At 70.0% G+C, this 21,733-nt stretch carries 21 protein-coding genes and 3 pseudogenes; 7 read left to right on the top strand and 17 right to left on the bottom strand.

What is annotated here, in order from left to right; all coding sequences use genetic code 11:
• The first annotated feature begins 70 nt into the window (after positions 1–70).
• The 3 genes from SALPAC2_RS0116240 (at position 71) to SALPAC2_RS0116230 (ending at position 1,382) form a co-directional block, all read left to right on the top strand.
• Complete coding sequence (locus SALPAC2_RS0116240; protein WP_018217694.1) at positions 71–856, top strand: helix-turn-helix domain-containing protein; 786 nt, start codon at positions 71–73, stop codon at positions 854–856.
• On the top strand, positions 853–1,038 hold the full coding sequence (locus SALPAC2_RS0116235) for a DUF397 domain-containing protein (RefSeq protein ID WP_027657299.1): 186 nt from the start codon (positions 853–855) through the stop codon (positions 1,036–1,038). Before SALPAC2_RS0116240 ends, SALPAC2_RS0116235 begins: the two co-directional genes overlap by 4 nt.
• A gap of 155 nt (positions 1,039–1,193) precedes the next feature.
• Positions 1,194–1,382 (top strand): DUF397 domain-containing protein, encoded by a 189-nt coding sequence (locus tag SALPAC2_RS0116230; protein WP_018217692.1) that lies wholly within the window; start codon positions 1,194–1,196, stop codon positions 1,380–1,382.
• Between the two features lie 101 nt (positions 1,383–1,483).
• On the opposite strand, the gene SALPAC2_RS0116225 is transcribed toward SALPAC2_RS0116230, so the two are convergent.
• The 4 genes from SALPAC2_RS0116225 to SALPAC2_RS0116210 all read right to left on the bottom strand — a co-directional run bounded on the left by SALPAC2_RS0116225 (position 1,484) and on the right by SALPAC2_RS0116210 (position 5,829).
• Entirely contained in the window at positions 1,484–2,734 is a 1,251-nt protein-coding gene (locus SALPAC2_RS0116225; protein ID WP_018217691.1) for a hypothetical protein, read from the bottom strand.
• Positions 2,727–3,290, bottom strand: coding sequence for an RNA polymerase sigma factor (locus tag SALPAC2_RS0116220; RefSeq protein ID WP_026184794.1), 564 nt, complete (start codon positions 3,288–3,290; stop codon positions 2,727–2,729). Before SALPAC2_RS0116220 ends, SALPAC2_RS0116225 begins: the two co-directional genes overlap by 8 nt.
• A 95-nt stretch (positions 3,291–3,385) precedes the next feature.
• Positions 3,386–5,077, bottom strand: a complete 1,692-nt coding sequence (locus SALPAC2_RS0116215) for a hypothetical protein (RefSeq protein ID WP_018217689.1) — start codon at positions 5,075–5,077, stop codon at positions 3,386–3,388.
• Positions 5,062–5,829 (bottom strand): ABC transporter ATP-binding protein, encoded by a 768-nt coding sequence (locus SALPAC2_RS0116210; RefSeq protein WP_018217688.1) that lies wholly within the window; start codon positions 5,827–5,829, stop codon positions 5,062–5,064. The genes SALPAC2_RS0116215 and SALPAC2_RS0116210 overlap by 16 nt, the downstream gene beginning before the upstream one ends.
• A 124-nt stretch (positions 5,830–5,953) precedes the next feature.
• Between SALPAC2_RS0116210 and SALPAC2_RS26285 the strand changes: the two genes are divergently transcribed.
• Both SALPAC2_RS26285 and SALPAC2_RS0116200 read left to right on the top strand, forming a co-directional pair.
• Positions 5,954–6,454 (top strand): SigE family RNA polymerase sigma factor, encoded by a 501-nt coding sequence (locus SALPAC2_RS26285; RefSeq protein ID WP_026184793.1) that lies wholly within the window; start codon positions 5,954–5,956, stop codon positions 6,452–6,454.
• Positions 6,447–7,301 (top strand): hypothetical protein, encoded by an 855-nt coding sequence (locus SALPAC2_RS0116200; protein WP_018217686.1) that lies wholly within the window; start codon positions 6,447–6,449, stop codon positions 7,299–7,301. Before SALPAC2_RS26285 ends, SALPAC2_RS0116200 begins: the two co-directional genes overlap by 8 nt.
• Positions 7,302–7,344: 43 nt before the next feature.
• On the opposite strand, the pseudogene SALPAC2_RS26280 reads toward SALPAC2_RS0116200, so the two are convergent.
• The 6 genes and pseudogenes from SALPAC2_RS26280 to SALPAC2_RS0116175 all read right to left on the bottom strand — a co-directional run.
• Positions 7,345–7,746, bottom strand: a pseudogene (locus SALPAC2_RS26280) (sodium:solute symporter family transporter); the annotation flags it as partial.
• Positions 7,746–8,351, bottom strand: a pseudogene (locus SALPAC2_RS24965) (hypothetical protein); the annotation flags it as partial. The pseudogenes SALPAC2_RS24965 and SALPAC2_RS26280, both read right to left, overlap by 1 nt.
• Before the next feature lie 67 nt (positions 8,352–8,418).
• Positions 8,419–8,784 (bottom strand): annotated as a pseudogene (locus tag SALPAC2_RS24960) (ATP-binding cassette domain-containing protein); the annotation flags it as partial.
• Between the two features lie 245 nt (positions 8,785–9,029).
• Positions 9,030–10,001, bottom strand: coding sequence for a trypsin-like serine peptidase (locus SALPAC2_RS27350; RefSeq protein ID WP_162561357.1), 972 nt, complete (start codon positions 9,999–10,001; stop codon positions 9,030–9,032).
• Between the two features lie 252 nt (positions 10,002–10,253).
• Positions 10,254–11,888 carry a sodium/solute symporter gene (locus SALPAC2_RS0116180; protein ID WP_018217682.1) on the bottom strand — a complete coding sequence of 545 codons (1,635 nt, stop codon included), beginning with the start codon at positions 11,886–11,888 and terminating at the stop codon, positions 10,254–10,256.
• A 2-nt stretch (positions 11,889–11,890) separates the two neighbouring features.
• A complete protein-coding gene (locus SALPAC2_RS0116175) occupies positions 11,891–12,295 on the bottom strand; it encodes a DUF485 domain-containing protein (protein WP_018217681.1) in 405 nt (134 codons plus the stop codon).
• 83 nt (positions 12,296–12,378) lie between these two features.
• Between SALPAC2_RS0116175 and SALPAC2_RS0116170 the strand changes: the two genes are divergently transcribed.
• On the top strand, positions 12,379–13,245 hold the full coding sequence (locus SALPAC2_RS0116170) for a prepilin peptidase (protein ID WP_397540872.1): 867 nt from the start codon (positions 12,379–12,381) through the stop codon (positions 13,243–13,245).
• Between the two features lie 4 nt (positions 13,246–13,249).
• Here SALPAC2_RS0116170 and SALPAC2_RS0116165 read toward each other — a convergent pair whose 3' ends face one another.
• The 4 genes from SALPAC2_RS0116165 to SALPAC2_RS0116150 form a co-directional block, all read right to left on the bottom strand.
• The gene (locus SALPAC2_RS0116165) at positions 13,250–14,002 is read right to left on the bottom strand and encodes a LytR/AlgR family response regulator transcription factor (protein WP_018217679.1); all 753 of its coding nucleotides are present in this window, start codon (positions 14,000–14,002) and stop codon (positions 13,250–13,252) included.
• Entirely contained in the window at positions 13,999–15,225 is a 1,227-nt protein-coding gene (locus tag SALPAC2_RS0116160; protein ID WP_018217678.1) for a sensor histidine kinase, read from the bottom strand. The genes SALPAC2_RS0116165 and SALPAC2_RS0116160 overlap by 4 nt, the downstream gene beginning before the upstream one ends.
• An 84-nt stretch (positions 15,226–15,309) precedes the next feature.
• The gene (locus SALPAC2_RS0116155; RefSeq protein ID WP_026184792.1) at positions 15,310–16,875 is read right to left on the bottom strand and encodes a sugar transferase; all 1,566 of its coding nucleotides are present in this window, start codon (positions 16,873–16,875) and stop codon (positions 15,310–15,312) included.
• 266 nt (positions 16,876–17,141) lie between these two features.
• A complete protein-coding gene (locus tag SALPAC2_RS0116150; protein ID WP_026184791.1) occupies positions 17,142–18,002 on the bottom strand; it encodes an Fpg/Nei family DNA glycosylase in 861 nt (286 codons plus the stop codon).
• Positions 18,003–18,026: 24 nt separating this feature from the next.
• On the opposite strand from SALPAC2_RS0116150, the gene SALPAC2_RS0116145 reads away from it, so the two are divergent.
• Positions 18,027–19,223, top strand: coding sequence for a glycosyltransferase (locus SALPAC2_RS0116145; protein WP_018217675.1), 1,197 nt, complete (start codon positions 18,027–18,029; stop codon positions 19,221–19,223).
• Here SALPAC2_RS0116145 and SALPAC2_RS0116140 read toward each other — a convergent pair.
• Genes SALPAC2_RS0116140 through SALPAC2_RS0116130 form a run of 3 tightly spaced genes read right to left on the bottom strand, consistent with a single transcriptional unit; the run spans position 19,212 to position 21,698 of the window.
• Positions 19,212–19,928: a CDP-alcohol phosphatidyltransferase family protein gene (locus SALPAC2_RS0116140; RefSeq protein ID WP_018217674.1), complete on the bottom strand. Its 717-nt coding sequence runs from the start codon at positions 19,926–19,928 to the stop codon at positions 19,212–19,214. The two genes, SALPAC2_RS0116145 and SALPAC2_RS0116140, sit on opposite strands and share 12 nt — an antisense overlap.
• Positions 19,912–20,979, bottom strand: coding sequence for an iron-containing alcohol dehydrogenase family protein (locus tag SALPAC2_RS0116135; protein ID WP_018217673.1), 1,068 nt, complete (start codon positions 20,977–20,979; stop codon positions 19,912–19,914). Before SALPAC2_RS0116135 ends, SALPAC2_RS0116140 begins: the two co-directional genes overlap by 17 nt.
• A complete protein-coding gene (locus SALPAC2_RS0116130) occupies positions 20,967–21,698 on the bottom strand; it encodes a phosphocholine cytidylyltransferase family protein (RefSeq protein WP_018217672.1) in 732 nt (243 codons plus the stop codon). Before SALPAC2_RS0116130 ends, SALPAC2_RS0116135 begins: the two co-directional genes overlap by 13 nt.
• Positions 21,699–21,733 lie beyond the last annotated feature (35 nt).

Raw genomic sequence — 21,733 nt, 5'->3', positions numbered from 1 at the left:
TGCCCCGGTCGGGGGAGGATGCCAGTGCTTACTACAGAACGCGATCACGTACTTACCAGGTAGGTGAGCGATGAAGTTCGAGATGTGGATCCGAGCGCTCAAGGCCGCCCGAGCGGGCGCAGAAATGTCACAAGAGGCGCTGGCCGCCTCGATCAAATGGAGCCCGTCCACGGTGGCCGCGATCGAGACTGGCCGACGTCGCCCGACGATGGAGTTCGCTGTTGCTGCGGATCAAGCACTTGGAACCGGAGGACTCCTCGCCAGCCTGCTCCAGGAAGATGAGGGCAGGGGTGGTCCGTCCTGGTTTGAGTCTTGGCCGGGGCATGAAGAACGAGCCGTCCGACTGTGTTACTTCGAACCCTGTCTGATCCCCGGCCCACTGCAAACCGAGGAGTACGCGCGAGCGGTGGTTTCGGCGGGCAGGTTGTACCGAACCGAGCGGGTGGAGGAGCTTGTCAGCCTCCGGATGAGGCGGCAGCTTGTCCTCCACCAGAACGAGTCGTCCGAATGCGTGTTTGTGATCGACGAAAGTGCCCTGCACCGACCTGTCGGAGGTCACGCTGTCATGGATCGGCAGCTCAGTCGGCTACTCGAAGCGGCCGAGCTGCCTCAGGTGCGTCTACACATCCTGCCGCTTGAGGTTGGTGCCCACGCCTCGATGGGTGGCGGCTTCGTGATCGCGGAACTCCCCGGAAGCGACAACCTGCTCTGCCTCGACAACGCGGCACGGGGACAAATCGCTGACTACCCGGAGTGGATGCGCTTGGTGCAGCGCAAGTGGGAGCATCTACTCGGCGAGGCCCTGAGCGAGCGGGCCTCCATCGATGTGGTTAACAAGCTGAGGGTGACGCCATGATGAGTGCCGGGCCGCGATGGCGGAAGTCGACCAGGTCAGCCAATGAAGGCAACTGTGTCGAGGTGGCGGACAATCTGACCGGGGTGGTGTTGGTGCGGGACAGCAAGGACCGGCTCGGTCCGGCGTTGACGTTCGGTCCCGAGTCCTGGCGCACGTTCGTCGCCGCTACCCGCCTCCGCTGACCAGTTGCTGGAGGAGGCCGGGCTACCGCAACTTTGGCTGCATGTTGTGCCACTCAGCGTCGGCGGGCGCTTCGGCCCATCTGGGGCCTTGTGCTGGCCGAGGCGTTGTCCACAAGCACTTCCCTGGACCTGAATCGAAAACTGAAGGTGACGTCATGACTGCTGTTGAACCGCGCTGGCGCACGTCAACCCGCTCTGGGGACACCGGGGGCAACTGCGTCGAGGTGGCGGACAATCTGACCGGGGTGGTGTTGGTGCGGGACAGCAAGGACCGGCTCGGCCCGGCGTTGACGTTCGGTCCCGAGTCCTGGCGCACGTTCGTCGCCGCTACCCGCCTCCGCTGACCGGCGGCGGGCGCGCCCGCCGCGTCCGGCGTGGCGGCGGCCGGAGAATGCACCGCGCCCAGCGACCGAGGTGGCGGTCGCTGGGCGGCTTCGTGCGTTGATTACGGGGCTGGCAGGAGGTTTCCCTTCGCTGAGTTGTCGCCCTCGGCGCCTTCGGGCTCCGGGTAGGGCCAACCCTTGCCGTCTCCGGTTTCGGTTCCGGTGAAACCCCAGACGATGTCGGCGTCCCACTGGCTGGGCTCCGCCCCATCGAGTACGGACTGCGACGCGGACAGCGGAAGGTTGACAACGGAGTCGGCGTCCGCCGCCAGTGCCGGCAGCCAGCACCGATAGCGCGTACCGCTCGGGGTTTTCGATGTCTCGCACTTCGCGGGTAGCGAGGTGATTGTGACCCCGTCCGGCAGATCCACCGTCAGATAGGGGTCGGTGGCCAGCTGCGGCCCCTGGTTGCCGATGGTCAGGCGCAGCGTTCCAGAAGCCGTGTCCGCGCCGTCCGGGACGAACTGAACGTCACCCCCGCTGATCGAGAGGTCGGTGACCCGTGGGTTCGGCGGGAAGGCACTCGGACCGCCCGACTGGACGAAGCCCTTACCCGACCAGGAGTAGGCCCGCCACTGCGACTGTGGGAACCCGTCCACGACTCCTGCGCCGGCCGCGTCCAGAACCTCCACCTCGACGGCGGTGCCCTTCGCGCGGATCCCCCTGATCCAGGCGATGTCGCCGGTGTGCCCGGTCACCAGGCCCATCGTCACAATGGTGTCGGAGGCGTTCCGGTCAAAGGCGAGCACCCGCGACTCACCCATCTCAATCCCGCTGCAGTTGATCAGTGCGGCCGTCTCCTTCGCCCCGTCTTGATCGAGGTCAGCGTGGACGACCTCGGAGATGGTGATCCGGAGCTCCGAGTTGGACGCCAGTTGGGCGGTGCCGTCGGAGAACTTCACCCGCCCTGCTGGGCAGTGTTCCTTCAGGTGCTCGGGCCAGGCGGGGAGCTCCAGCGTGGCGTTACCCAGCTCCGTCTTGCCGATCTGGCCGTCCGGTGGTGGGGTGCTGGGGGTAGCCGATGGGCTGGGGGTGGCGGTTGGGGTGGTGGGGTTTGTTGGGGCTGGCGTGGTTGGTGTCGTGGTGTCTGCGGGTAGGGCGGGTGGGTCCTGGGGGGTCCAGGTTGCGGCGATTGCTGGGGTTGCGGCGAGTATTGCTACGGCTAGGACGCCGGCGGCGGCGATGCGGGTGGTGCGGCGGCGGCGGGCGACGTGTTGTGCGGCGGCGGCGCCGGCTGGGGTTGCCAGTGGTCCGCCGGAGGTGTATGCGGTGAAGATGTTGTCGAGGTCTGGGGTGTTGTCGTTGTTAGGCATTGGTTTCCTCCGTCCCCGAGTCGGAGAGTGCGGTGGCGAGTGCGGCGCGGCCTCGGTGTAGCCAGGACTTCACGGTGCCGGTAGCGGCGCCTTCTTGTTCGGCGATCTCGGTGATGCTGAGGTCGGCTATGTGGAAGAGCACGATTGCTCGCCGTTGTTTTTCCGGCAGGGTGGCGAGTGCGTGGGCCAGCGCTATCCGGTCTGGGTTTGGTCCTTCGGTGGTGTCGTCGAGGCGGAAGCGGGCGTGGGCGCGGGCGGCGCGTAGCCGGCGCCAGCGGCTGCGGGCGACGTTCATGGCCACGGTGCGGATCCAGGCTGCTGGGTGGTCGTAGTGGACGAGTTTGTTCCAGCGGGGCCAGGCTCGGCTGAACGCCTCCTGGACTGCGTCGCGGGCCTGGTCGATGTCGGCTGTGTAGGCGTAGAGCTGGAGCATCAACGGTTGAAAGGTGGCGGCGTAGAACTCCTCGAAACTGTCACCCACACCACCCGCGCCCTCCGTGACCGCGGGTGGCGGTTCCTCCCGGGTGTCCCCTGGGCCGTGCATGCTTACCATCACGATGGCGTCTCCCCTACTGGCTGGCCGTTGATCGCGGCTCTACTCAGCAGACTCCTTGCCCCGATCAACGGTTGCGGCAATCCGGGGCCGAGTTCTCAACGGCGGGGAGTGATAGTCGCCAGTAGTTCGGGCTGCCGCCGGTCCAGCACATCGCCGGCCAGGTAGGCGCCGAGCAGCGCCGCCCCCAGCCCGTACGCCGCGCCGAAAGGCAGGGCCAGCCAGAGCCAGACGTCGCCGAGTAACGCGGCGGCCACCACCATCGGGATCGCCGCGACCGCCGAGGCGAGCAAGGACAGGATGGCCAGGAGGCTGCGGGCCACCCCGGCGCCGCTGTTCATCGCGAACGGGTTGCTCGTCTCCGGCAAGGAGTACGCCGCGAGTACCGACAGCAGGGTGTTTATCGCGAGCCCGGCGCCGAAGGTGGCGAGCAGGCTCCCCGCCGTCAGGCCGATCCACCCCGGCTGCCCCAGCACCAGGAGGGCGAGTACCCCGGAGATGACCAGAACCAGCGGCAGCAGGTAGAGCGAGAACGCCGCGATCCGGGCCCGCAGCTCCTCCGCGCCCGGCACCCCCACCACCACGTGCGTCGCGTACGCGCTGCCGTCGAAGCCGAACTGGTTGGCCAGGGTCGCGGCGGCGAGCACCCCGACGAAGACCATGGAGAGAGTGGCCAGGACCGGGGACGGGCTTTCCGGGGTGCCGCCGCCCCCGGTGAGGCCGGCGCTGCCGAGGTTGAGCATGACCGGGACGAAGAGGCCGACCACGGCCAGCGTGATCAGGTTCGCCCGTCGGCGGGCGTCCCGCCACCAGTAGCGTGCCTCCCGCGCCACCAACGCGCCGAAGCGGCTCCGGGGGAGCCAGCCCAGCAGCCGGGGGAAGAGCTGCGTGACAGCGGTGCCGGTCGTCGGTGACCGGGTTGACGTCCGGCCGCTGCTCGCGGCGCCGATCATCGCCGACTCCAGCGAGCGCGACCACCAGAGCAGCAGCGCCGCCACGGTCACCGCTGTGATCAGCAGCTTCACCGGTGCGGCCCAGACCCGCCCCTGCGCGACCTCGATGCCCATCGTCCACGGCGCACCGAACGGCGTCCAGCCGACCACGGCCGCCACCGCGGCCAGCCGGTCCCAGTCCGCGTCCTGCAGCGCGGCGGTGGCGGCCAGCTGCACCGGCGCGATCAGGGCGGCAGCCCCGGCCAGCAGGACCGCGGCCAGGTCGCGGACCCGACGAGAACGCAGCATGGTGGCGAAGCCGCTGGTGACGGCGCGGGCAGCGGCGACGCAGAGCAGTAGGCCGGCCAGCACCCCGACTGTTTGCGTGAGGGCGGCCGGCCAGCCGCCGAAGACACCCGCGGTGAAGATCAAACCGCTGGCGGCCAGCAGCACGGCGACCGCCGGAACGCTGACCAGCGCCGCCGTGAAGAGACCGGTGACCAGGGTCCGGCGGGGCAGCGGAAGCAACGCGAAGCGGGCCGGGTCCAGCGTCTCGTCGACCCCGAAGAAGACCAGCGGCAGCAGGAGCCAGCACAGCACCAGCAGCCCGCCGCCCATGGCCGCCAGCAGCGTCGCGTACTGGTCGTTGCCGGCGAAGCCCGGGGCGGCGAAGATGGAGAAGCCGAAGGCGGCGAGCCAGAACCCAACGGCCGCGCCGACTGCGAAGAGGCCGACCCGCCAATCCTGGCCCCGGAAGTTGTTGCCCATCACCCGCAGCTTGAGCCGGACGAAGTGCCAGGCCGAGACCCGCCGAGCCGCCCCCACATCGGATACCGCGTCGGTCACCGCGACAGCCACGCCAGCTCCTCACCGGTGGCGGTGCGTCCGCCGACGACCGTCACGAAGACCTGCTCCAGCGTCTGCTCTCCGCGGACCTCGTCCAGGGTGCCGACCCGCTTGATGGCGCCGTCGGCGAGGATCGCCACGTGCGAGCAGAGCCGCTCCACGACCTCCATCACGTGACTGGAGAAGACGACCGTGCCGCCACCGGTCACGTACCGCGCGAGGATGTCTCGGATCAGCGCCGCCGACACCGGGTCGACCGCCTCGAACGGCTCGTCCAGCACCAGCAGCCGGGGCCCGTGCAGCAGCGCGCAGGCCAGGCCGATCTTCTTTTTCATCCCGGCCGAGTAGTCCACCACCAGGGTCCGCCCGGCGTCGGCGAGCGCGAGCACGTCCAGCAGCTCCGCCGCGCGCTGGTCGACCACCGCCGGGTCCATGCCACGCAGCAGGCCGTGGTACGCGAGCAGCTCGGCGCCGCTGAGGCGGTCGAAGAGGCGTACGCCGTCGGGCATGACGCCGAGGAGCTGCTTCGCCCGTACCGGGTCGGCCCAGACGTCGTGGCCGAGCACCCAGGCGCCGCCGGCATCCGGCCGGAGCAGCCCCACGGCCATCGACAACGTGGTCGTCTTGCCGGCGCCGTTGGGCCCGAGGAGCCCGTAGAACGAGCCGGCCGGCACGGTCAGGTCAACGCCCGCCACCGCCATCTTCGCGTCGAAGCGCTTCACCAGACTGCGCAGCGCGAGGGCGGGGTGCTGCTCTGCTGTCATGGGTACGACCGTAGCCGGCAAGGACCAGCCGGCCTTCCACTGTGGCAACAAATATTTGGTGTCTCCGGCAACCGCCCTGCTTCGTCGCGGGTGATACCGGTTGAGTCGAGAGGGGTGGAACGCAGTGAATGCGGAAGACAACTTTGCGGATTTTTACCGCAGCACGCGACATCGGGTTGTCACAGTTCTTTACGCACTCGGTGGTGACATGGGTGAGGCGCAGGACGCCGCGCAGGAGGCGTACGTGCGGGCCTGGCAGCGTTGGTCAACTATCAGCACGTACGACGACCCAGAGGCGTGGGTACGGACTGTTGGGCACCGGCGGTTGGTCAATCGTTGGCGCAAAATCCGCAATGGTCTTTCCGCGTATCGCCGGCACGGTACCGGCGCAGCCGCCGGACCTCCATCAGAGAACACTGTAGCGCTGGTCGCCGCGCTGCGACAGTTGCCAACCGAGCAGCGGGAGGCGGTCGTCCTGCATTACTTGGTGGATTTGTCCGTTGCTGACATCGCGATCCAGACGGATGCGCCGACGGGCACCGTCAAGGCTCGCCTCGCCCGTGGGCGGAAAGCCCTCGCTTCCCTTCTTGACACCTCGTTTCCGGAGGAGGTTACTCATGCCTGATCCGCTTTTTGCCGAGTTGTACGACGACACCGAAACCCTGAACTGGGACCCGGCCGACCAGGTGCGTGCGCGTGCTCGGCGGCGGACCCGCCATACCCGCCTCGTCGCCGGCTTGGCGAGCGCGGTCGCCGTCGCCGTGGTCGCCACCGGTGCCGTGGCCCTAGCCGAGGGCCCAGACCCCGTACCGCCAGCGGCACCCGCAACGAACAGCCCCACCCCCAGCCCCACCGGTATCCCGACGACGCCGACGACGCCACCCACCCCATCGCCCTCGCCGAGCACGGCTCCGCCGAGCGAGTCGCCGGAGACCACCGATCAACCGACCCTCAGTCCGCCGTCACCGGATGTTCCGGCCGTGGCCCTGCTCCGTACCGAGGATCTCCCGACCGGCTTCCGGGCGGCGGGCGACGATCTGGACGGCGACTGGTCCTTCCATGCGGGAACCAGCTACACCTGCGAGGAAGACGGACAGAAGTGGCCCGGGGAGAAGGCGTTCCGGGGAGCTGTCTTCTACCAGGGGACCGAGGGCACGGTGATCGAGCGCGTGGAGCGGCATTCGGAGGAAGCCGCGAAGACCACGATGGGGAACGTTCGGCGGGAGGTGGCCGGCTGTGAGCCCCTGAACCCGGACAACAGCAAGGGGATGGAGGTCTTCGCCTCCGGCCTCGCGGGTGACGAGTCGTTGCTGGTTGGTCGGAGCGGCGAGCAGGCGACATCCCGCTGGCTCTTCGTGCGACAGGGCGAACTGGTGGCCCAGGTGTGGCTCAAGGGCGTTGATCCGGCCGAGGACCAGCGGATCGCGGAGCGCACCGCCGCCCGGCTCTGCGCCGGTACCGACGCCTGTTGAGATCACTTCCCGGCCAGGGCCCTTCCGCAGTGGAGGGCCCTGGCTACGGTCGTAGGGCTTCGGGGGTGTGCAGGCGGAGCATCGTGGCGCCGACATCGGTCGGGACGCGGCGGCGGGTGGCCGTCGATACCGCCACCATGACGGTGAAGGCGAGTGGGACCGTTCAGGTGGCTGGCTGCGCGAGGAGGGTGGCCGGCCATCCGGTCAGCGGGGGGCCGAGGATGGTCGCCAGTACCGCTCCGGCTGCGGTGCCCCCACCGGCGAGTACGCCGACGGCGGCGCCGCGGGCGGTCAGCCCCCGCCACCAGATGCCCAGCACCAGCAGCGGGCAGAAGCTCGAGGCGGCCACCGCGAACGCCAGCCCCACTACCTGGGACACCTCCAGCCCGGAGACGTTGTGCGCGAACACCGTGGGCACGCTGCCGGCGAGCACGGTGGCGGGTCGTAGAGCGAGGATGCCGCGATCCGGGCCCGTAGTTCCTCCGCGCCCGGTATCCCCACGACCACGTGCGTCGCGTACGCGCTGCCGTCGAAGCCGAACTGGTTGGCCAGGGTCGTGGCGGTGAGCACCCCGACGAGGACCATGGAGAGAGTGGCCAGGACTGGGGACGGGCTTTCCGGGGTGCCGCCGCCCCCGGTGAGGCTGGCGTTGCCGAGGTTGAGTATGACCGGGACGAAGAGGCCGACCACGGCCAGGGTCCGGCGGGGCAGCGGAAGCAACGCGAAGCGGGCCGGGTCCAGCGTCTCGTCGACCCCGAAGAAGACCAGCGGCAGCAGGAGCCAGCACAGCACCAGCAGCCCGCCGCCCATGGCCGCCAGCAGCGTCGCGTACTGGTCGTTGCCGGCGAGGCCCGGGGCGGCGAAGATGGAGAAGCCGAAGGCGGCGAGCCAGAGCCCAAGGAACGCACCGAGCACGAAGAGGCCGACCCGCCAATTCTGGCCCCGGAAGTTGTTGCCCATCACCCGCAGCTTGAGCCGGACGAAGTGCCAGGCCGAGACCCGCCGGGCCGCCCCCACATCGGATACCGCGTCGGTTACCGCGACAGCCACGCCAGCTCCTCACCGGTGGCGGTGCGTCCGCCGACGACCGTCACGAAGACCTGCTCCAGTGTCTGTTCTCCGCGGCGCGCTGGTCGACCACCGCCGGGTCCATGCCACGCAACAGGCCGTGGTACGCGAGCAGCTCGGCGCCGCTGAGGCGGTCGAAGAGGCGTACGCCGTCGGGCATGACGCCGAGGAGCTGCTTCGCCCGTACCGGGTCGGCCCAGACGTCGTGGCCGAGCACCCAGGCGCCGCCGGCATCCGGCCGGAGCAGCCCCACGGCCATCGACAACGTGGTCGTCTTGCCGGCGCCGTTGGGCCCGAGGAGCCCGTAGAACGAGCCGGCCGGCACGGTCAGGTCAACGCCCGCCACCGCCATCTTCGCGTCGAAGCGCTTCACCAGACTGCGCAGCGCGAGGGCGGGGTGCTGCTCTGCTGTCATGTGTACGACCGTAGTCGGCCGGGACCGGACTCGTCGATGAATACTTGCAGGGTAAGGCGATATCAGCGGTGATGACAGAGCGGGCATGACTGGATTCGGATCGGTCATTGTGGTGTAGGAACCTTGATGACTTTCCGAGTCAGCCATGCCCGTCTTGCTGCCACCAAACTGGCGCCGCTACTTCAGAATCCTAAAATCGGACAGCGTCACGACTTTGCCAGGGCCCTGGGCCGTAGCGAGGCGGCTCAGCCGTCGGAAGCTTTCTCTGCAGCATCGTAGAGACCCTTAACGTCAGCGTCGAAATACGGCCCCCAGTCAGATTGAGCGACGCCGATGATGTACCCCAAGTTTGAGCCGGCATCCAAATTGTGCAGGAAGGGCCCGCCACCTTGGGCACGCGAGTCGCACTCAACTTCGATCATTTCGATGTTCCCGTCCGGGTCGGAGTGGATGTCTGGGTGGTTATCTTCGCAGGTCACCTGCTCCTGGCCGTTATTGTAAGGATAGCTGATGCGGGTAGTTCTTTCCACCGACCAGTTGTAGACAAACCCGTGAGCTCCAACCTGACTTTTGACCGTCTTGCCATTTATGGTAGCCGTTTCAGCAAACCCGACATTCCATTCCGCTTTTCCGTTTACCGTCCACCCCTTGAAGGAGTGCTTATGCACAATCGGCCATTTCCCGTGGGGTTCTTTTCCATTGTCGTAGGCTGGCACAAAGACAATATTACTGTGCCATTCGCCGGTAGGCCCCGAGTGTAAACAAGACCCAGTGGTGAAGATCAAGCGGCCCTTGGGGCTGGTTATCGTACTCGCCGAACACCAACGATCAATGCCGCTATGCACGAAAAAGAGTTTCCCGACAGCTGTCGAGCGGGTGTTGATTGCGTTGTTGCGGTTGTGGGTGGTGCTTGGTGGTACTGGTGAGCTGACGATCGTCGGCGGCCCGTCCGGCTGGGGTGCCTGCCGCGTCGCCGTGGGTGCCCACTCCACCTCGAGAGGGGTGGCGTTGTTCATCCGTTCAGGTGTCCAGTATTCAATGACCTCGTTGATGGTCTCGTCGCTGGCGACCATCCGATTACTGTTGGTGAGGGCGACGCTACTAGCGATGCTGTCAGGGTCAGTCGTGGTTGGTGCTGGGTTGGCGTTCACAGGTGCGGTCGCGATCAGCGCGAGCGTTATGCCGGCTGCGGCAGACCAGCGCAGGGGCGGTTTCATCCTCATTCCCTTCGTTCATCACTTTTAGGGCGGTTACATGCTAAGTGTAAAAGGTCAGAGTGGCTAGTATTGCTTTGTAACGTTTTGCACAACATTGTGGACTGTTGGTGTGGCGAGTCGTTGGCACCCTGCTTGTCGGCGCCGGGCAGCAGCCAGTCGCCCGCGTCGGTGGCGGCCCCGGCGACCTCGGGCACCGGTTGTCCGGCGGCGAAGGTCTGCTCGTCGCCGGGGCGTACCTGCGGGTTACGCGCTCTATCGCAGGGCTTCGGGGGTGTGCAGGCGGAGCATCGTGGCGCCGACATCGGTCGGGACGCGGCGGCGGGTGGCCGTCGACACCGCCACCATGACGGTGAAGGCGAGCGGGACCGTCCAGGCGGCTGGCTGCGCGAGGAGCGTGGCCGGCCATCCGGTCAGCGGGGGGCCGAGCACGGTCACCAGTACCGCCCCGGCTGCGGCGCCCCCACCGGCGAGCACCCCGACGGCGGCGCCGCGGGCGGTCAGCCCCCGCCACCAGATGCCCAGCACCAGCAGCGGGCAGAAGCTCGACGCGGCCACCGCGAACGCCAACCCCACCACCTGGGACACCTCCAGCCCGGAGACGTTGAGCGCGAACACCGTGGGCACGCTGCCGGCGAGCACGGTGGCGAGTCGGAACCCGCGTACCGAGCCGCGGCCCAGCACATCCGTGGAGATCACTCCGGCGACGCTGGTGAGCAGGCCGGAGGAGGTGGAGAGGAACGCCGCGAACGCGCCGGCGGCGACCAGCGCGGCGAGGAGCCGGCCGGTGGTCCCCGTACCCAGGGCCGCGCCGGGCAGGAGCAGCACCACCGCGTCGGTCTCCCCGGTGAGCAGCAGGTGCGGGGTGTAGATCCGGCCGAGTGTCCCGTAGATGGTCGGCAGCAGGTAGAAGGCGCCGACCAGGGCCAGGACCACCAGGGTGGTGCGGCGGGCGGCGGCGCCGTCCGGGTTGGTGTAGAAGCGTGCCAGCACGTGCGGTAGGCCCATCGTGCCGAGGAAGGTGGCGAGGATCAGCGAGTAGGTGGTGAACATGCCCTGCTCGTCGGCTCCGGTGCCGGGCAGCAACCAGTCGGCCGGGTCGGTGGCGACCCCGGCCACGTCGGGCACCGGTTGCCCGGCGGCGAAGGTCAGCTCGTCACCGGGGCGTACCTGCCGCAGCTGGCCGTCGGGGAGGGTGAGGGTGGCGGGATGTTCGACCACGACGGTGGTCGCGGTGCGGAAGGTCGGACCCTCCACTGGGGTCACCGCAGGGCGGGCGTCGGCCTGCCACTGCAACACCAGGAAGATCGCCGGTACGGCGAGGGCGGTCAGCTTGAGCCAGTACTGGAATGCCTGGACGAAGGTGATCGCGCGCATGCCGCCGAGCGCCACGTTCGCGGTGACCACCGCCGCGACCAGGAGGGCTCCCAGCGGGTAGGGCGAGCCGGTCAACGTGGCCAGGGTCAGCCCGGCGCCTTGCAGCTGGGGGACGAGGTAGAGCCAACCAATGAAGATCACGAAGGCGGTGGCGAGGGTGCGCAGCCGCCGGGAGCCCAGCCGGAGCTCACAGAAGTCGGGCAGGGTGAACGCCCCGGAGCGGCGCAGCGGCGCGGCGACGAAGAGCAGCAGCGCCAGGTACCCGGCGGCGAAGCCGACCGGATACCAGAGCACGTCCACGCCGTGCTTGAGGATCAGACCGGCGACGCCGAGGAAGCTCGCCGCCGACAGGTACTCCCCGCCGATCGCGGCGGCGTTCCAGGTCGGGCTGACCGCCCGGGACGCCACCAGGAAGTCCGAGGTGGTGCGGGCTAGGCGCAGACCGTAGAAGCCAATGCCGACGGTGATCAGGGTGACCGCGACGAGCGCCGTGGCGACGTAGCCGTTGCCCACACTCAGCGCTCCGGCCGCTGGATCAGGTCGGTGAAGTCCTGCTCGTTGCGTTCGGCCAGGCGCACGTACGCCCAGCCGACCAGGACCAGGAACGGGAAGGGGAGCACTCCGAGCAGCACCCACGGCAGGTGCACCCCGAGCACGGTGACCCGGCTGACCGATGGCGCGATGGCGAACAGCCACGGCAGGCCGCCGAGCCCGACGGCCACCACCAGCCAGAGCCGCAACGCCAGGGACAGCTGCGCCCGGACCAGGCCGCGGACCAGCGCCTCGCCGACCCGGGTCTGCTCGGCGAGCTCGGTGCGGGGGTGCTCGGTGCGGGGACGCTCGCTGTCGGGCTCGCGCCGGACCACATTGGCCAGCACGATGCGGGTCCGCGCGGAGACGCGGTCATCGGCGGCGACCACCCCGGCAGTCTCGCTCGATTCCGGGGAAAGTCAAGCGCTGCCCTGCTGGCCGGTGAAGCAGCGCACCGCCCTGTGGATAACTTGTGCACAAGCGCTCCTTGTTGTGGATAACTTCGACCCACAACCGCTCTGACCTGCGGCGGGACTTGTGGACCGGCGCGGGGAAGACGCCGGGGTGGGACGGGCGAAGACGCCGGGGCGAGGCGGACGGACGCTACGCTCCCGCCGTGCTGCTCCCCCTCGTTGCCGCCGTCGCCGGTGCCGGCTGGGGGCTGCTGCTGCCCGGGCTGATTGACCGGTACGCGGTCGACTGGCCCACCGGTCTGCCCCGACCCGCCTGGCGGAGCGCCTGCCCGGACTGCGCCGGCACGCGGCCACCCTGGTGGCGGGCACCCCGGCGGTGCCCGGACTGTCGTCGTCCACTGACTCCGGGATGGGCGATCACCGTGCCCCTCAGCGCCGCCGTCACCGGCATCGTGGGGGCCGGCGTCGGAGCCACCTGGGCGCTGCCGGCGTTTCTGCTGCTCGCTGCCCTCGGGGTGCCACTGGCCGCCGTCGACCTGCGGGTGCTGCGGCTACCCGACCCGTTGGTGGGGGCCGCCGCCGGCGGTGGGCTGGCGCTACTGCTGCTCGCCGCGGTGGCCGACCCGGCGCTCCCGGCGCTGGGCCGGGCCCTGCTCGCCGCCGTACTCTGCGGGGTTGGCTACCTGACGCTCACGCTGCTGCCCCGGTCCCCACTCGGCTTCGGCGACGTGAAGCTCGGTGCGGCGCTCGGGCTCTACCTCGGCTGGCTGGGGTGGCCGACCGTGGTCACCGGAGTGTTGCTCGCTCCGCTGGTCAACCTTCCGCTGGTCGGCGTCCTGCTGGCGACCGGTCGTGCCGGCCGGCGAACCCCCATCCCGTACGGGCCGGCGCTGCTCGGGGCGGCGCTCGTCGCCGTGCTGCGCTAGCGGGTCAGCGGGCCCAGTCCTGCTTGGCCGCCCGGATCAGCTTCTCCTTCAGCTCGCGGGTGTGCCGCCGGCTGACCGGCAACTCGGTCGCGTCGACCACCACCACGTAGCCGGAGTTCACCAGCCGCAGCTCGGCGATGAGCCGTAACTGGACCAGATAGGAGCGGTGGATCCGGACGAAGCCGGCGTCAGCCCACCGCTCGGCGAGGGTCGCCAAGGAGACCCGGACCAGGTGGGAATCGTCGATGGTGTGCAGTCGCACGTAGTCACCCTGCGCCTCCACCCAGCGCACCGCCGACCGGGGCAGCATCCGGGTCGTCCCGGCCAGCTCGACCGGGATCGTCGGGTCCTCATCCCACGCCGGCGCCGCCGGCTGCACGGTCACCCGCCGCGCTCCGACCACCCGACGCAGCGACTCGGCCAACCGTTGCGCCCGGACCGGTTTGCGGACGTAGTCCGTAGCACCGAGGTCGAACGCGTCCACCGCGCCGTCGTCGTAGGCGGTGACGAAGACGATGGCCGGCGGCCGGGCGAAGCGGCGGAGTACCCGGGCCAGCTCCATCCCGTCCAGCCCCGGCATCCGGATGTCCAGGAAGACCACGTCCACATCGCCGTCCCGGAGCACCCGTAACGCCTCGGTGGCGTCACCGGCGGTGTGTAGCCGGGCGACCCGGGGGTCGCCCCGCAGGTGGTACGCCAGCTCGTCGAGGGCCGGTGGTTCGTCGTCAACCGCCAGGACCCGGAGGAACCCGGTCACGACCCCGCCCGTACGCCGGGATGGAACTTCGGCACCCGCATGCTCACCCGCGTACCCAAGCCGAGGCCGGTCTCCACCACCAGGCCGAACTCGTCCCCGAAAACCGCCCGAAGTCGTTCGTCAACGTTGGACAGGCCCACCTGCCCGCCCGGTGCCCCCGTCGGGGCGCTCCCGGCGGCGGCCAGTTCGGCGATGCCGGCGGTCAGCGTGGCTGGATCCATCCCCACCCCGTCGTCCTCCACCGTGATGTGGCACTCGGTGCCCGCGTCCCGGGCCTCGATGCTCACCATGCCCGTGCCGGGCTTGCCGGACAACCCGTGCCGGACCGCGTTCTCGACCAGTGGTTGCAGGCAGAGGAAGGGCAGGGTCACCGGCAGTACCTCGGGGGCGACCTGGAGCCGCACCTGGAGCCGCTCGCCGAACCGGGCCCGTTCGATGGTCAGGTAGTGATTGATCGACCGGAGCTCCTCGGCCAGGGTGGTGAAGTCGCCGTGCGCCCGGAACGAGTAGCGGGTGAACTCGGCGAACTCGAGGATCAACTCCCGGGCCCGGTCCGGGTCGGTGCGGACGAAGGACCCGATCGCCGTCAGCGCGTTGTAGATGAAGTGTGGGCTTATCTGTGCCCGCAGCGCGCGAACCTCGGCGCGGGCCAGCCGCTCTCGGGAGGAGTCCAGCTCGGCGAGGGCGAGCTGGCTACCGGCCCAGTGCGCGGTCTCCAGCGTCGCCTGCACCAGGCCGGGCGCGGGTGCCCCGTCCGCGATGGCCAACAGCGCGCCGACGATCCGCCGATCCGCGCCGGTCAACGGTGCGACCACGGCACCCCGGACCGGGCAGTCCACCCGGTCGCAGGGCAGCTCCGCCTCCCCGAGCACGGTCGATCGGCCGGCCGCCACGACCCGGCGGGCCGCCGCGACGAGCTGGGCCTGGTGGTGTGCGCCGCGCCCGTCGAGGGCGAGCAACGCCGCGGTGTCGGTCAGCGCCAGCCCGGCCGCCCCGACCAGGACCCGGAGGTGGCGTACGGCCTTGGTGGCGTTCGTGGCGGTCAGCCCGGCGCGGAGCGGCTCGGCGGCGAGGCCGGCGGTGTGCAGCACCTCGTAGGTGGCCCGCTGGGCGGCGGTGGCGATGGTGCGGCGGCCGCGCGGGCGCAGCACCGCGACGAGGGTCGCCGTCAGCGCGGTCGCCAGTGCGACGACACCGAAGACGGCGGAGAGGCTGCCACTCACGGGGTGCATCCTGGCCGGTGCCGGCCGGAGGTGCCAAGGGGCTCCGGCCGGCACCGCGCGGGTGGTGGAGCGGTGTGGTGCCGGCTAGTACGCGCCCTTGCGGGCGAGCACCACTCCGACCGTGCGCCACAGGATGCTCAGGTCGTACGCCAGCGACCAGTTGTCGACGTAGTAGAGGTCGAGGCGGACCGCCTCGTCCCAGGAGAGGTCGGAGCGGCCGGAGACCTGCCAGAGGCCGGTGATGCCCGGCTTGACCAGCAGCCGGCGGCGTACGTCGCCGAGGAAGTCACCGTCGTCGGCGGGCAGCGGACGGGGCCCGACCAACGACATCTCCCCCTTCAACACGTTGATCAGCTGGGGCAGCTCGTCCAGGGACGAGGCGCGCAGGAAGCGGCCCACCGGGAAGACCCGCGGGTCCCGCTTCATCTTGAACAGCATGCCGTCGGTCTCGTTCTGGTCAACGAGGCTGGCCAGCCGCTCCTCGGCGTCCACGTACATGGTGCGGAACTTCCAGACCCGGAAGGTCCGCCCCTCGTGGCCCACCCGGGGCTGTCGGAAGAAGACCGGGCCCGGGTCGGAGATCCGGATCGCGACCGCGATCGCGAGAAAGACCGGTAGCAGGACCAACAGGCCGAGTCCGGCGGCCACCCGGTCGAGCATGTTCTTCGCCAGCAGCGCCGGACCGGAGAGGGTCGGCTCCTCCACGTGCAGCAGCGGCAGGCCCTCGATCGGGCGGATGTGCACCCGGGGCCCGGCGATGTCGGTCAGCTGCGGCACCACCGCCAGGTCGACGCCGGAGCCTTCGAGCTGCCAGGCCATCCGGCGCAGCTCGCCGGGCTCGGCGCTGGCTGACCCGCAGACCGCGATCGTGTCGCCGCCGACCTCACGAACCAGGGTGAGGAGGTCCCGCCCCGCGTAGACCGGGACCGGGGTCTCCACGCCGCGGGCAGCCGCGTAGCCGTCGGTGAGGTGGATGGCGACCGGCACCAGGCCGGCGGCGGGGCTCCGCGTGACCTGGCGGTGGACCTCCAGGCACTCGGGCAGGGTGCCGACCAGGACCATTCGGTGCGCGGCCCGGCCAGCGTTGCGCCGGAGCACGTGCAGCACGAATCGGGCCAGGATCCGGACCAGCAGAATCAGCAGCAGGGCGAGGAGTAGCGCGGTGCCGACCGAATATCGGGACAGATCTGTCTTGGTGGCGAACGCCAGGAAGGAGACGGTCGCGCAGACCGCCACGCCGGCCCGGAGCACCCGCTTGAACTCATCCGGACCGAGGCCCAGGTAGCGCCGGTCGTAGGACCCGTTGAACCAGAGGATCGCCAGCCAGCCGAGCGGTAGCAACAGGCACGCCACGGTGTAGAACCAGGTCGGGCCGTCGTTGTAGAACCCGGACCGTGCCTGGTCGAAGGCGCGGATGGCGGTGAAGCTCGCGAAGGCGGCGGCGGCGAAGTCCAGGAGCACCAGGGCCGCGGTGTAGGGGCGGTGCCAACGGGAGACCCGACGATGGCTACGGGCCCAGGCCGACCGAGGTACGCCGTTGTGAGACGGCGGTGCCGGCGGCTGGATCTCGAAGCTGTCGACGTGCGGCACCGTTCTGCTTTGGCCTCCGTTGGTTACCGGGCGCTGGAGGCTTGTCGTCACCTCATTCATGTCCTCCCGCAGGACGCGGACCGCTCACTCGGAGTGAGGGACCGTGTCGCCCACCACTTCAGTCTCCCATGCGTCACCCGGGCCCGAGCGCGGACCGGTAGGACCTCGCTTCTGGGGGGTGGCGATCGGCAGCTGGCCGGCTCCGGACCTTTGCGGAAGCCGGGACCGGGCCACTATACCGATGGATGGCCGTTCGAGTAGAACCCCAATCCCGACCTTCGTCACAGCCGGGCGGATTATTTACGCCCAGAAGTGAGCGTCCTCACTCACCGTACAATTCTCGACAACCGTCGGTCCGCGAGGGGCTTTCCGCCGGTCTGACAACTGGGGCAGTACTGGAGGCTGGAGTCGGCGAACGAGACCTCCCGTACGGTGTCGCCGCAGACGGGGCAGGGCAACCCGGTGCGGGCGTGTACCCGCAGACCGGAGCGCTTCTCGCTCTTGAGCTCGGCGGCTCGTTGCCCCACCGACCGGGACACCGCGTCGCCGAGCACATCCCGGGTCGCCGCGTGCAGGGTGGCGAGCTGGTCGTCGGTCAGCCGGGTGGTCAGCGCGAACGGGGACAGCCGCGCCGTGTGCAGAATCTCATCGGAGTACGCGTTACCCACTCCGGCGAGCACCGTCTGGTCGGTGAGTACCCCCTTGACCTGGCCTTTTCGGCTGCGGATCCGCTCGGCGAAGGTGGCCGCGTCCACGGTGAGCGCGTCCGGACCGAGCCGGGCCACCCCGGGCACCACCGTTGGATCGGTCACCAGATAGACGGCGAGGCTTTTCTGGGTGCCGGCCTCGGTCAGGTCGAACCCGGAGCCGTCGTCGAGACGGGCCCGTAGCGCCACCGGTCCCTTGCCCGGGCGCAGCGGAACGCGGGTGGAGAACTCTTCCCGGAAGTGCAGCCAACCGGCGCGGGCCAGGTGAACGACCAGGTGCAGGTCGGCGCCGAGCACCAGGTCGAGGAACTTGCCGTGGCGCCGGGCGTCGGTGACCGGTCGGCCGGCCGCGGCCGTGAGCGCCGGGTCGTACGTCTTCAGGGCGTTGATCGCGGAGATCTCCAGCCGGTCAACCCGGCGGCCTACGGCGCGTTGGCGCAGGTAGTCGGCGAGCGCCTCCACCTCTGGTAGCTCGGGCACCCACCAACGGTAGCCTCAAGTTCCATGAAAATCGTGGTGGCGCACAACCGGTACCGGGAGGCTCAGCCGTCCGGCGAGAACACCATCGTCGACGCGGAGATCGCCCAGCTGACCGCGGCCGGGGTTGAGGTGCTGCCGTTCCTGCGTAGCTCCGACGAGATCGCGTCGATGTCCCGGCCCGCGAAGGCGCTGCTGCCGATCTCCCCGATCTACGCCCCACGAGCCCAGCGGGAGCTGGGTCGCCTGCTCGCCGAGCACCAACCGGACGTGCTGCACCTGCACAACCCGTACCCGCTGCTCTCGCCCTGGGTGGTGCGGACCGCGCACCAGTACGGCGTGCCGGTGGTGCAGACGGTGCACAACTACCGGCAGGTCTGCTCGTCCGGGCTGTACTTCCGGGACGGGGCGATCTGCCAGGACTGCCGGGGGCGGGCGCTGGGCGTACCGGCGGTCGTGCACCGCTGCTACCGGGGGTCGCGGGCGCAGAGCGCGTTGATGGCGACGACGCTCGCCGTGCATCGGGGTACCTGGCGTTCGGTGGACCGGTTCATCGCGCTGACCACCTCGATCGCGGAGCACCTCCGGGACTACGGCATCCCGGAGCAACGGATTGTGGTGAAGCCGAACGCGATCCCCGACCCGGGTGCCCCGGCGCCGCTGGGCACCGGCTTCCTCTTCCTCGGCCGGCTCAGCCCGGAGAAGGGGCTGGACCTGCTGCTGGATGCCTGGCGTCGGCATCCGGAGGGTGCGCTCGGCCCGCTCCGGGTCGCCGGGGACGGTGAGCTGCGACCCCTGGTGGAGGCGGCGGCGGCCGAGCGGGCAGATGTGACCTTCCTCGGTCCGCTGGGCCGGGACGGGGTGCACGCCGCCTTGGCGGCGAGCGCGGTGGTGCTGGCCACCTCCACCTGGCACGACGTGCTGCCGACGGTGATCATCGAGGCGCTGGCCGCCGGTCGGCCGGTGCTCGGCACCGCCCTCGGCGGTATCCCGTTCCTGGTCGGTGCCGACACTCCGGAACCGGCCGGTTGGGTGGTGCCGCCGGACCCGGCCGCGCTGGCCGCCGCGCTGCCGGCGGCAGCCGCCGAAGCCGCCAGCCGGGCACCGGCTGCTCGGGCCCGCTACGAGCGCACCTTCCACCCGGACGTGGTCACCCGGCGACTGCTCGACATCTACGCCGACACCGCCCGGACGGCCGAGTCGGGCCGCCGGTCAGCGCAGTGAGGCCCGAGCGGCGAAGGCGATGCTGGCGAGCAGGAAGCCGCCGTTGATCGCGGTGAAGGCGACGATCACCCAGCTGGTCAGGCCGGGCGCGAAGAGCAGCACCAGCGCGGCAACGAAGATCACCGCGCCGTAGTCGCGGATCAGCTTCACCAGCCGCACCAGCAGCGAGGTCGAGGTGACCATGCTGGTCGCGTTCGGCCCGGCCTGCATCACCGAGGTGACCAGGTTCACCATCCAGGTGCCGGCGAAGGCCGCGATCAGCCAGGCGGGGATCGACGGTGACTGCGCGACCGCGGTCGCACCGAGTGCGGCGACCAGGGCGATCTGGGCCGCCACGTCGCTGAGCACATCCACCCGCGCCCCGGCCGGGCTGCCCTGGCCGGTGACCCGGGCGAGTTGCCCGTCCGCGCAGTCCAGCGCGTACGCCACCTGCCAGCCGACCAGCGCCACCAGCCCGACCAGCCAGGCCGATACGCGGCCCGTGGCGACCGGCTCGGCCAGCGTCGCCACGATCACCGAGGTGATTAGGCCGAGGAGCAGGTTGGTGATGCTCAGCGTGGTGGGCCGCAGCCCGAGCCGGTGTGCGCCGCTGGCGAGGGCGGCCCCGATCCACTGGCTGATCGTCTCGCTGAACAGCCCGCCGCCCCGGTTGGTCCGGTAGAAGTCGGCCGCGGTTGGCCGGGACAGTTCAGGCAAGGTGTTCACCGAGGGCGTCCAGGCAGTCTCCCAACCGAGACCGGAGCTCGTCGGGGGAGAGGGCGAGGTGTTCGAGGATCGTGTATCGGTCCGGCCGGGTCCGGGGCGCGAAGTGCACCGCCTCGACGAACTGCTCGTCGGTGAGACCAAGTTCGGCGGGGCGGGTAGCCAGGCCATGCCGGTGCAGGCAGCGGGCGAGCTGGCCGAACCGGTCCCGGTCGCCGTGCAGCCAGGTGCAGAAGAGGGCCCCGAGCCCGGCCTGCTCGCCGTGGGCGCCGGTGCCGGGCCAGAGGTGGTCGATGGCGTGTGAGATCTCGTGGTCGCCGCCGCTGGCCGGCCGGCTCGAACCGGAGATCGACATAGCGATGCCGCCGAGGATCAACGCCTCCGCCAGCGTGGTGAGGAAGGCGTCGTCGGTGAATTTGCCGGGGTGGTTCAGCAGCGCCTCGGCGCCGGTCCGGGCCAGCGTCACGGCGAGGCCGTCGATCGGCTCGCCGCGCAGCTCGTGGGCGAGCTCCCAGTCGGCGCAGGCGTTGAGGTTGCTCACCGCGTCACCGATCCCGGCCTGGGTCTGCCGGTCCGGGCCGTTTTCCACGAAGTCGAGGTCGACCAGGACGGCGATCGGGATGTGGACCCCGTACGAGCCTTTGCCGCCGTCGTGGGTCAGCGACGCCACCGGGGAGGCGATGCCGTCGTTGGCGAGGCTGGTGGCGACCGTGACCATCGGGATGCCGTAGCGGGTGGCGGCGTACTTCGCGGTGTCGATCGTCCGGCCGCCGCCGATCCCGACCACCGCGTCGTAGTGCCGGCGGCGGATTCGGTCGCCCAACTCGTTGGCGGCGTCGACACTGCCGCCGGTGACGGTGAAGACGTCGGCTGAGCCCAGCGTCGGCCGGCACAGCTCGGCGATCTTCTCGCCCTGTCCCGGTCCGACCACCACGGCCACGTCGCCGCCGGCGGAGATCCGCCGGTCGGCGAGGAGCCCGCCGAGGTTGGCGACCGCCCCCCGGCGGACCTCGATGGCCAGCGGAGTGGCGACGGTACGGGCTAGTAGCGGCACGCGATCTCCCGAGCCCGTGCCAGGTCGTCGTGGTTGTCGACCTCGACCCAGTCGACGTCGCCGATCGGCGCCCCGCGTACCTCGCCACCTCGGTCGGCGAACTCTTGGTAGCCGTCCTCGTAGTAGCGGTTCGGGTCGTGTCGCCAGGTCGCCTCCAGCGCGTCGGCGAGCGCCTCGGCGACGTGTGGCTCGATCAGCGTCGCACCGATGTACTCCCCGCGGGCCTCGTCCGGGTCCATCAGCTTGGTGATCCGGGTGAGCTGGCCGTCGGCGTCGAAGGTGGTCTTCATCTCCTCCTCGGCCAGCGTCTTGATCGTGTCGATCGCCAGCAGGATCCCCGGCCCGCGCTCGGCGAGCAGGGTCTTCTCCACGCTGACCGGATGGACGGTGTCTCCGTTGACCAACAGAACCCCGCGGGCGAACCAGCTGCGGGCCAGCCAGAGCGAGTACGCGTTGTTCCACTCCTCGGCCCGGTCGTTGGGTACCAGGGTGAGCGTGACGCCGTACTTCTGCTCCAGGTCCGCCTGACGTTCCCGAACCGCGTCGGCGGCGTAGCCGACCACGACGACGATCTCGGTGAGTCCGACCTCGGCCAGATTACGTAGCGCAATGTCGAGGATGGTTGTCGCGCCGTCGACCGGTACCAGCGCCTTCGGCAGCGTGTCGGTGTGCGGGCGTAGACGGCGTCCCGCCCCAGCCGCTAGCACCATTCCGACCATTCCGGCGTCTTTTTGCGTTCGTTCGGCTGTCACCG

The organism is Salinispora vitiensis (genome assembly GCF_000378825.1).
Lineage (GTDB): Bacteria > Actinomycetota > Actinomycetes > Mycobacteriales > Micromonosporaceae > Micromonospora > Micromonospora vitiensis.
The sequence above is the reverse complement of the archived record's forward strand: the minus strand, read 5'-3'. Positions and strand labels throughout refer to the sequence as shown.

What these genes read in the sequence shown, in the direction of transcription:
- SALPAC2_RS0116240 (WP_018217694.1), top strand. Translation starts at nt 71, where the DNA reads ATGAAGTTCGAGATGTGGATCCGAGCGCTCAAGGCCGCCCGAGCGGGC.
- SALPAC2_RS0116235 (WP_027657299.1), top strand. Translation starts at nt 853, where the DNA reads ATGATGAGTGCCGGGCCGCGATGGCGGAAGTCGACCAGGTCAGCCAAT.
- SALPAC2_RS0116230 (WP_018217692.1), top strand. Translation starts at nt 1,194, where the DNA reads ATGACTGCTGTTGAACCGCGCTGGCGCACGTCAACCCGCTCTGGGGAC.
- SALPAC2_RS0116225 (WP_018217691.1), bottom strand. Translation starts at nt 2,734, where the DNA reads ATGCCTAACAACGACAACACCCCAGACCTCGACAACATCTTCACCGCA.
- SALPAC2_RS0116210 (WP_018217688.1), bottom strand. Translation starts at nt 5,829, where the DNA reads ATGACAGCAGAGCAGCACCCCGCCCTCGCGCTGCGCAGTCTGGTGAAG.
- SALPAC2_RS0116200 (WP_018217686.1), top strand. Translation starts at nt 6,447, where the DNA reads ATGCCTGATCCGCTTTTTGCCGAGTTGTACGACGACACCGAAACCCTG.
- SALPAC2_RS27350 (WP_162561357.1), bottom strand. Translation starts at nt 10,001, where the DNA reads ATGAAACCGCCCCTGCGCTGGTCTGCCGCAGCCGGCATAACGCTCGCG.
- SALPAC2_RS0116155 (WP_026184792.1), bottom strand. Translation starts at nt 16,875, where the DNA reads ATGAATGAGGTGACGACAAGCCTCCAGCGCCCGGTAACCAACGGAGGC.
- SALPAC2_RS0116145 (WP_018217675.1), top strand. Translation starts at nt 18,027, where the DNA reads ATGAAAATCGTGGTGGCGCACAACCGGTACCGGGAGGCTCAGCCGTCC.
- SALPAC2_RS0116130 (WP_018217672.1), bottom strand. Translation starts at nt 21,698, where the DNA reads ATGGTCGGAATGGTGCTAGCGGCTGGGGCGGGACGCCGTCTACGCCCG.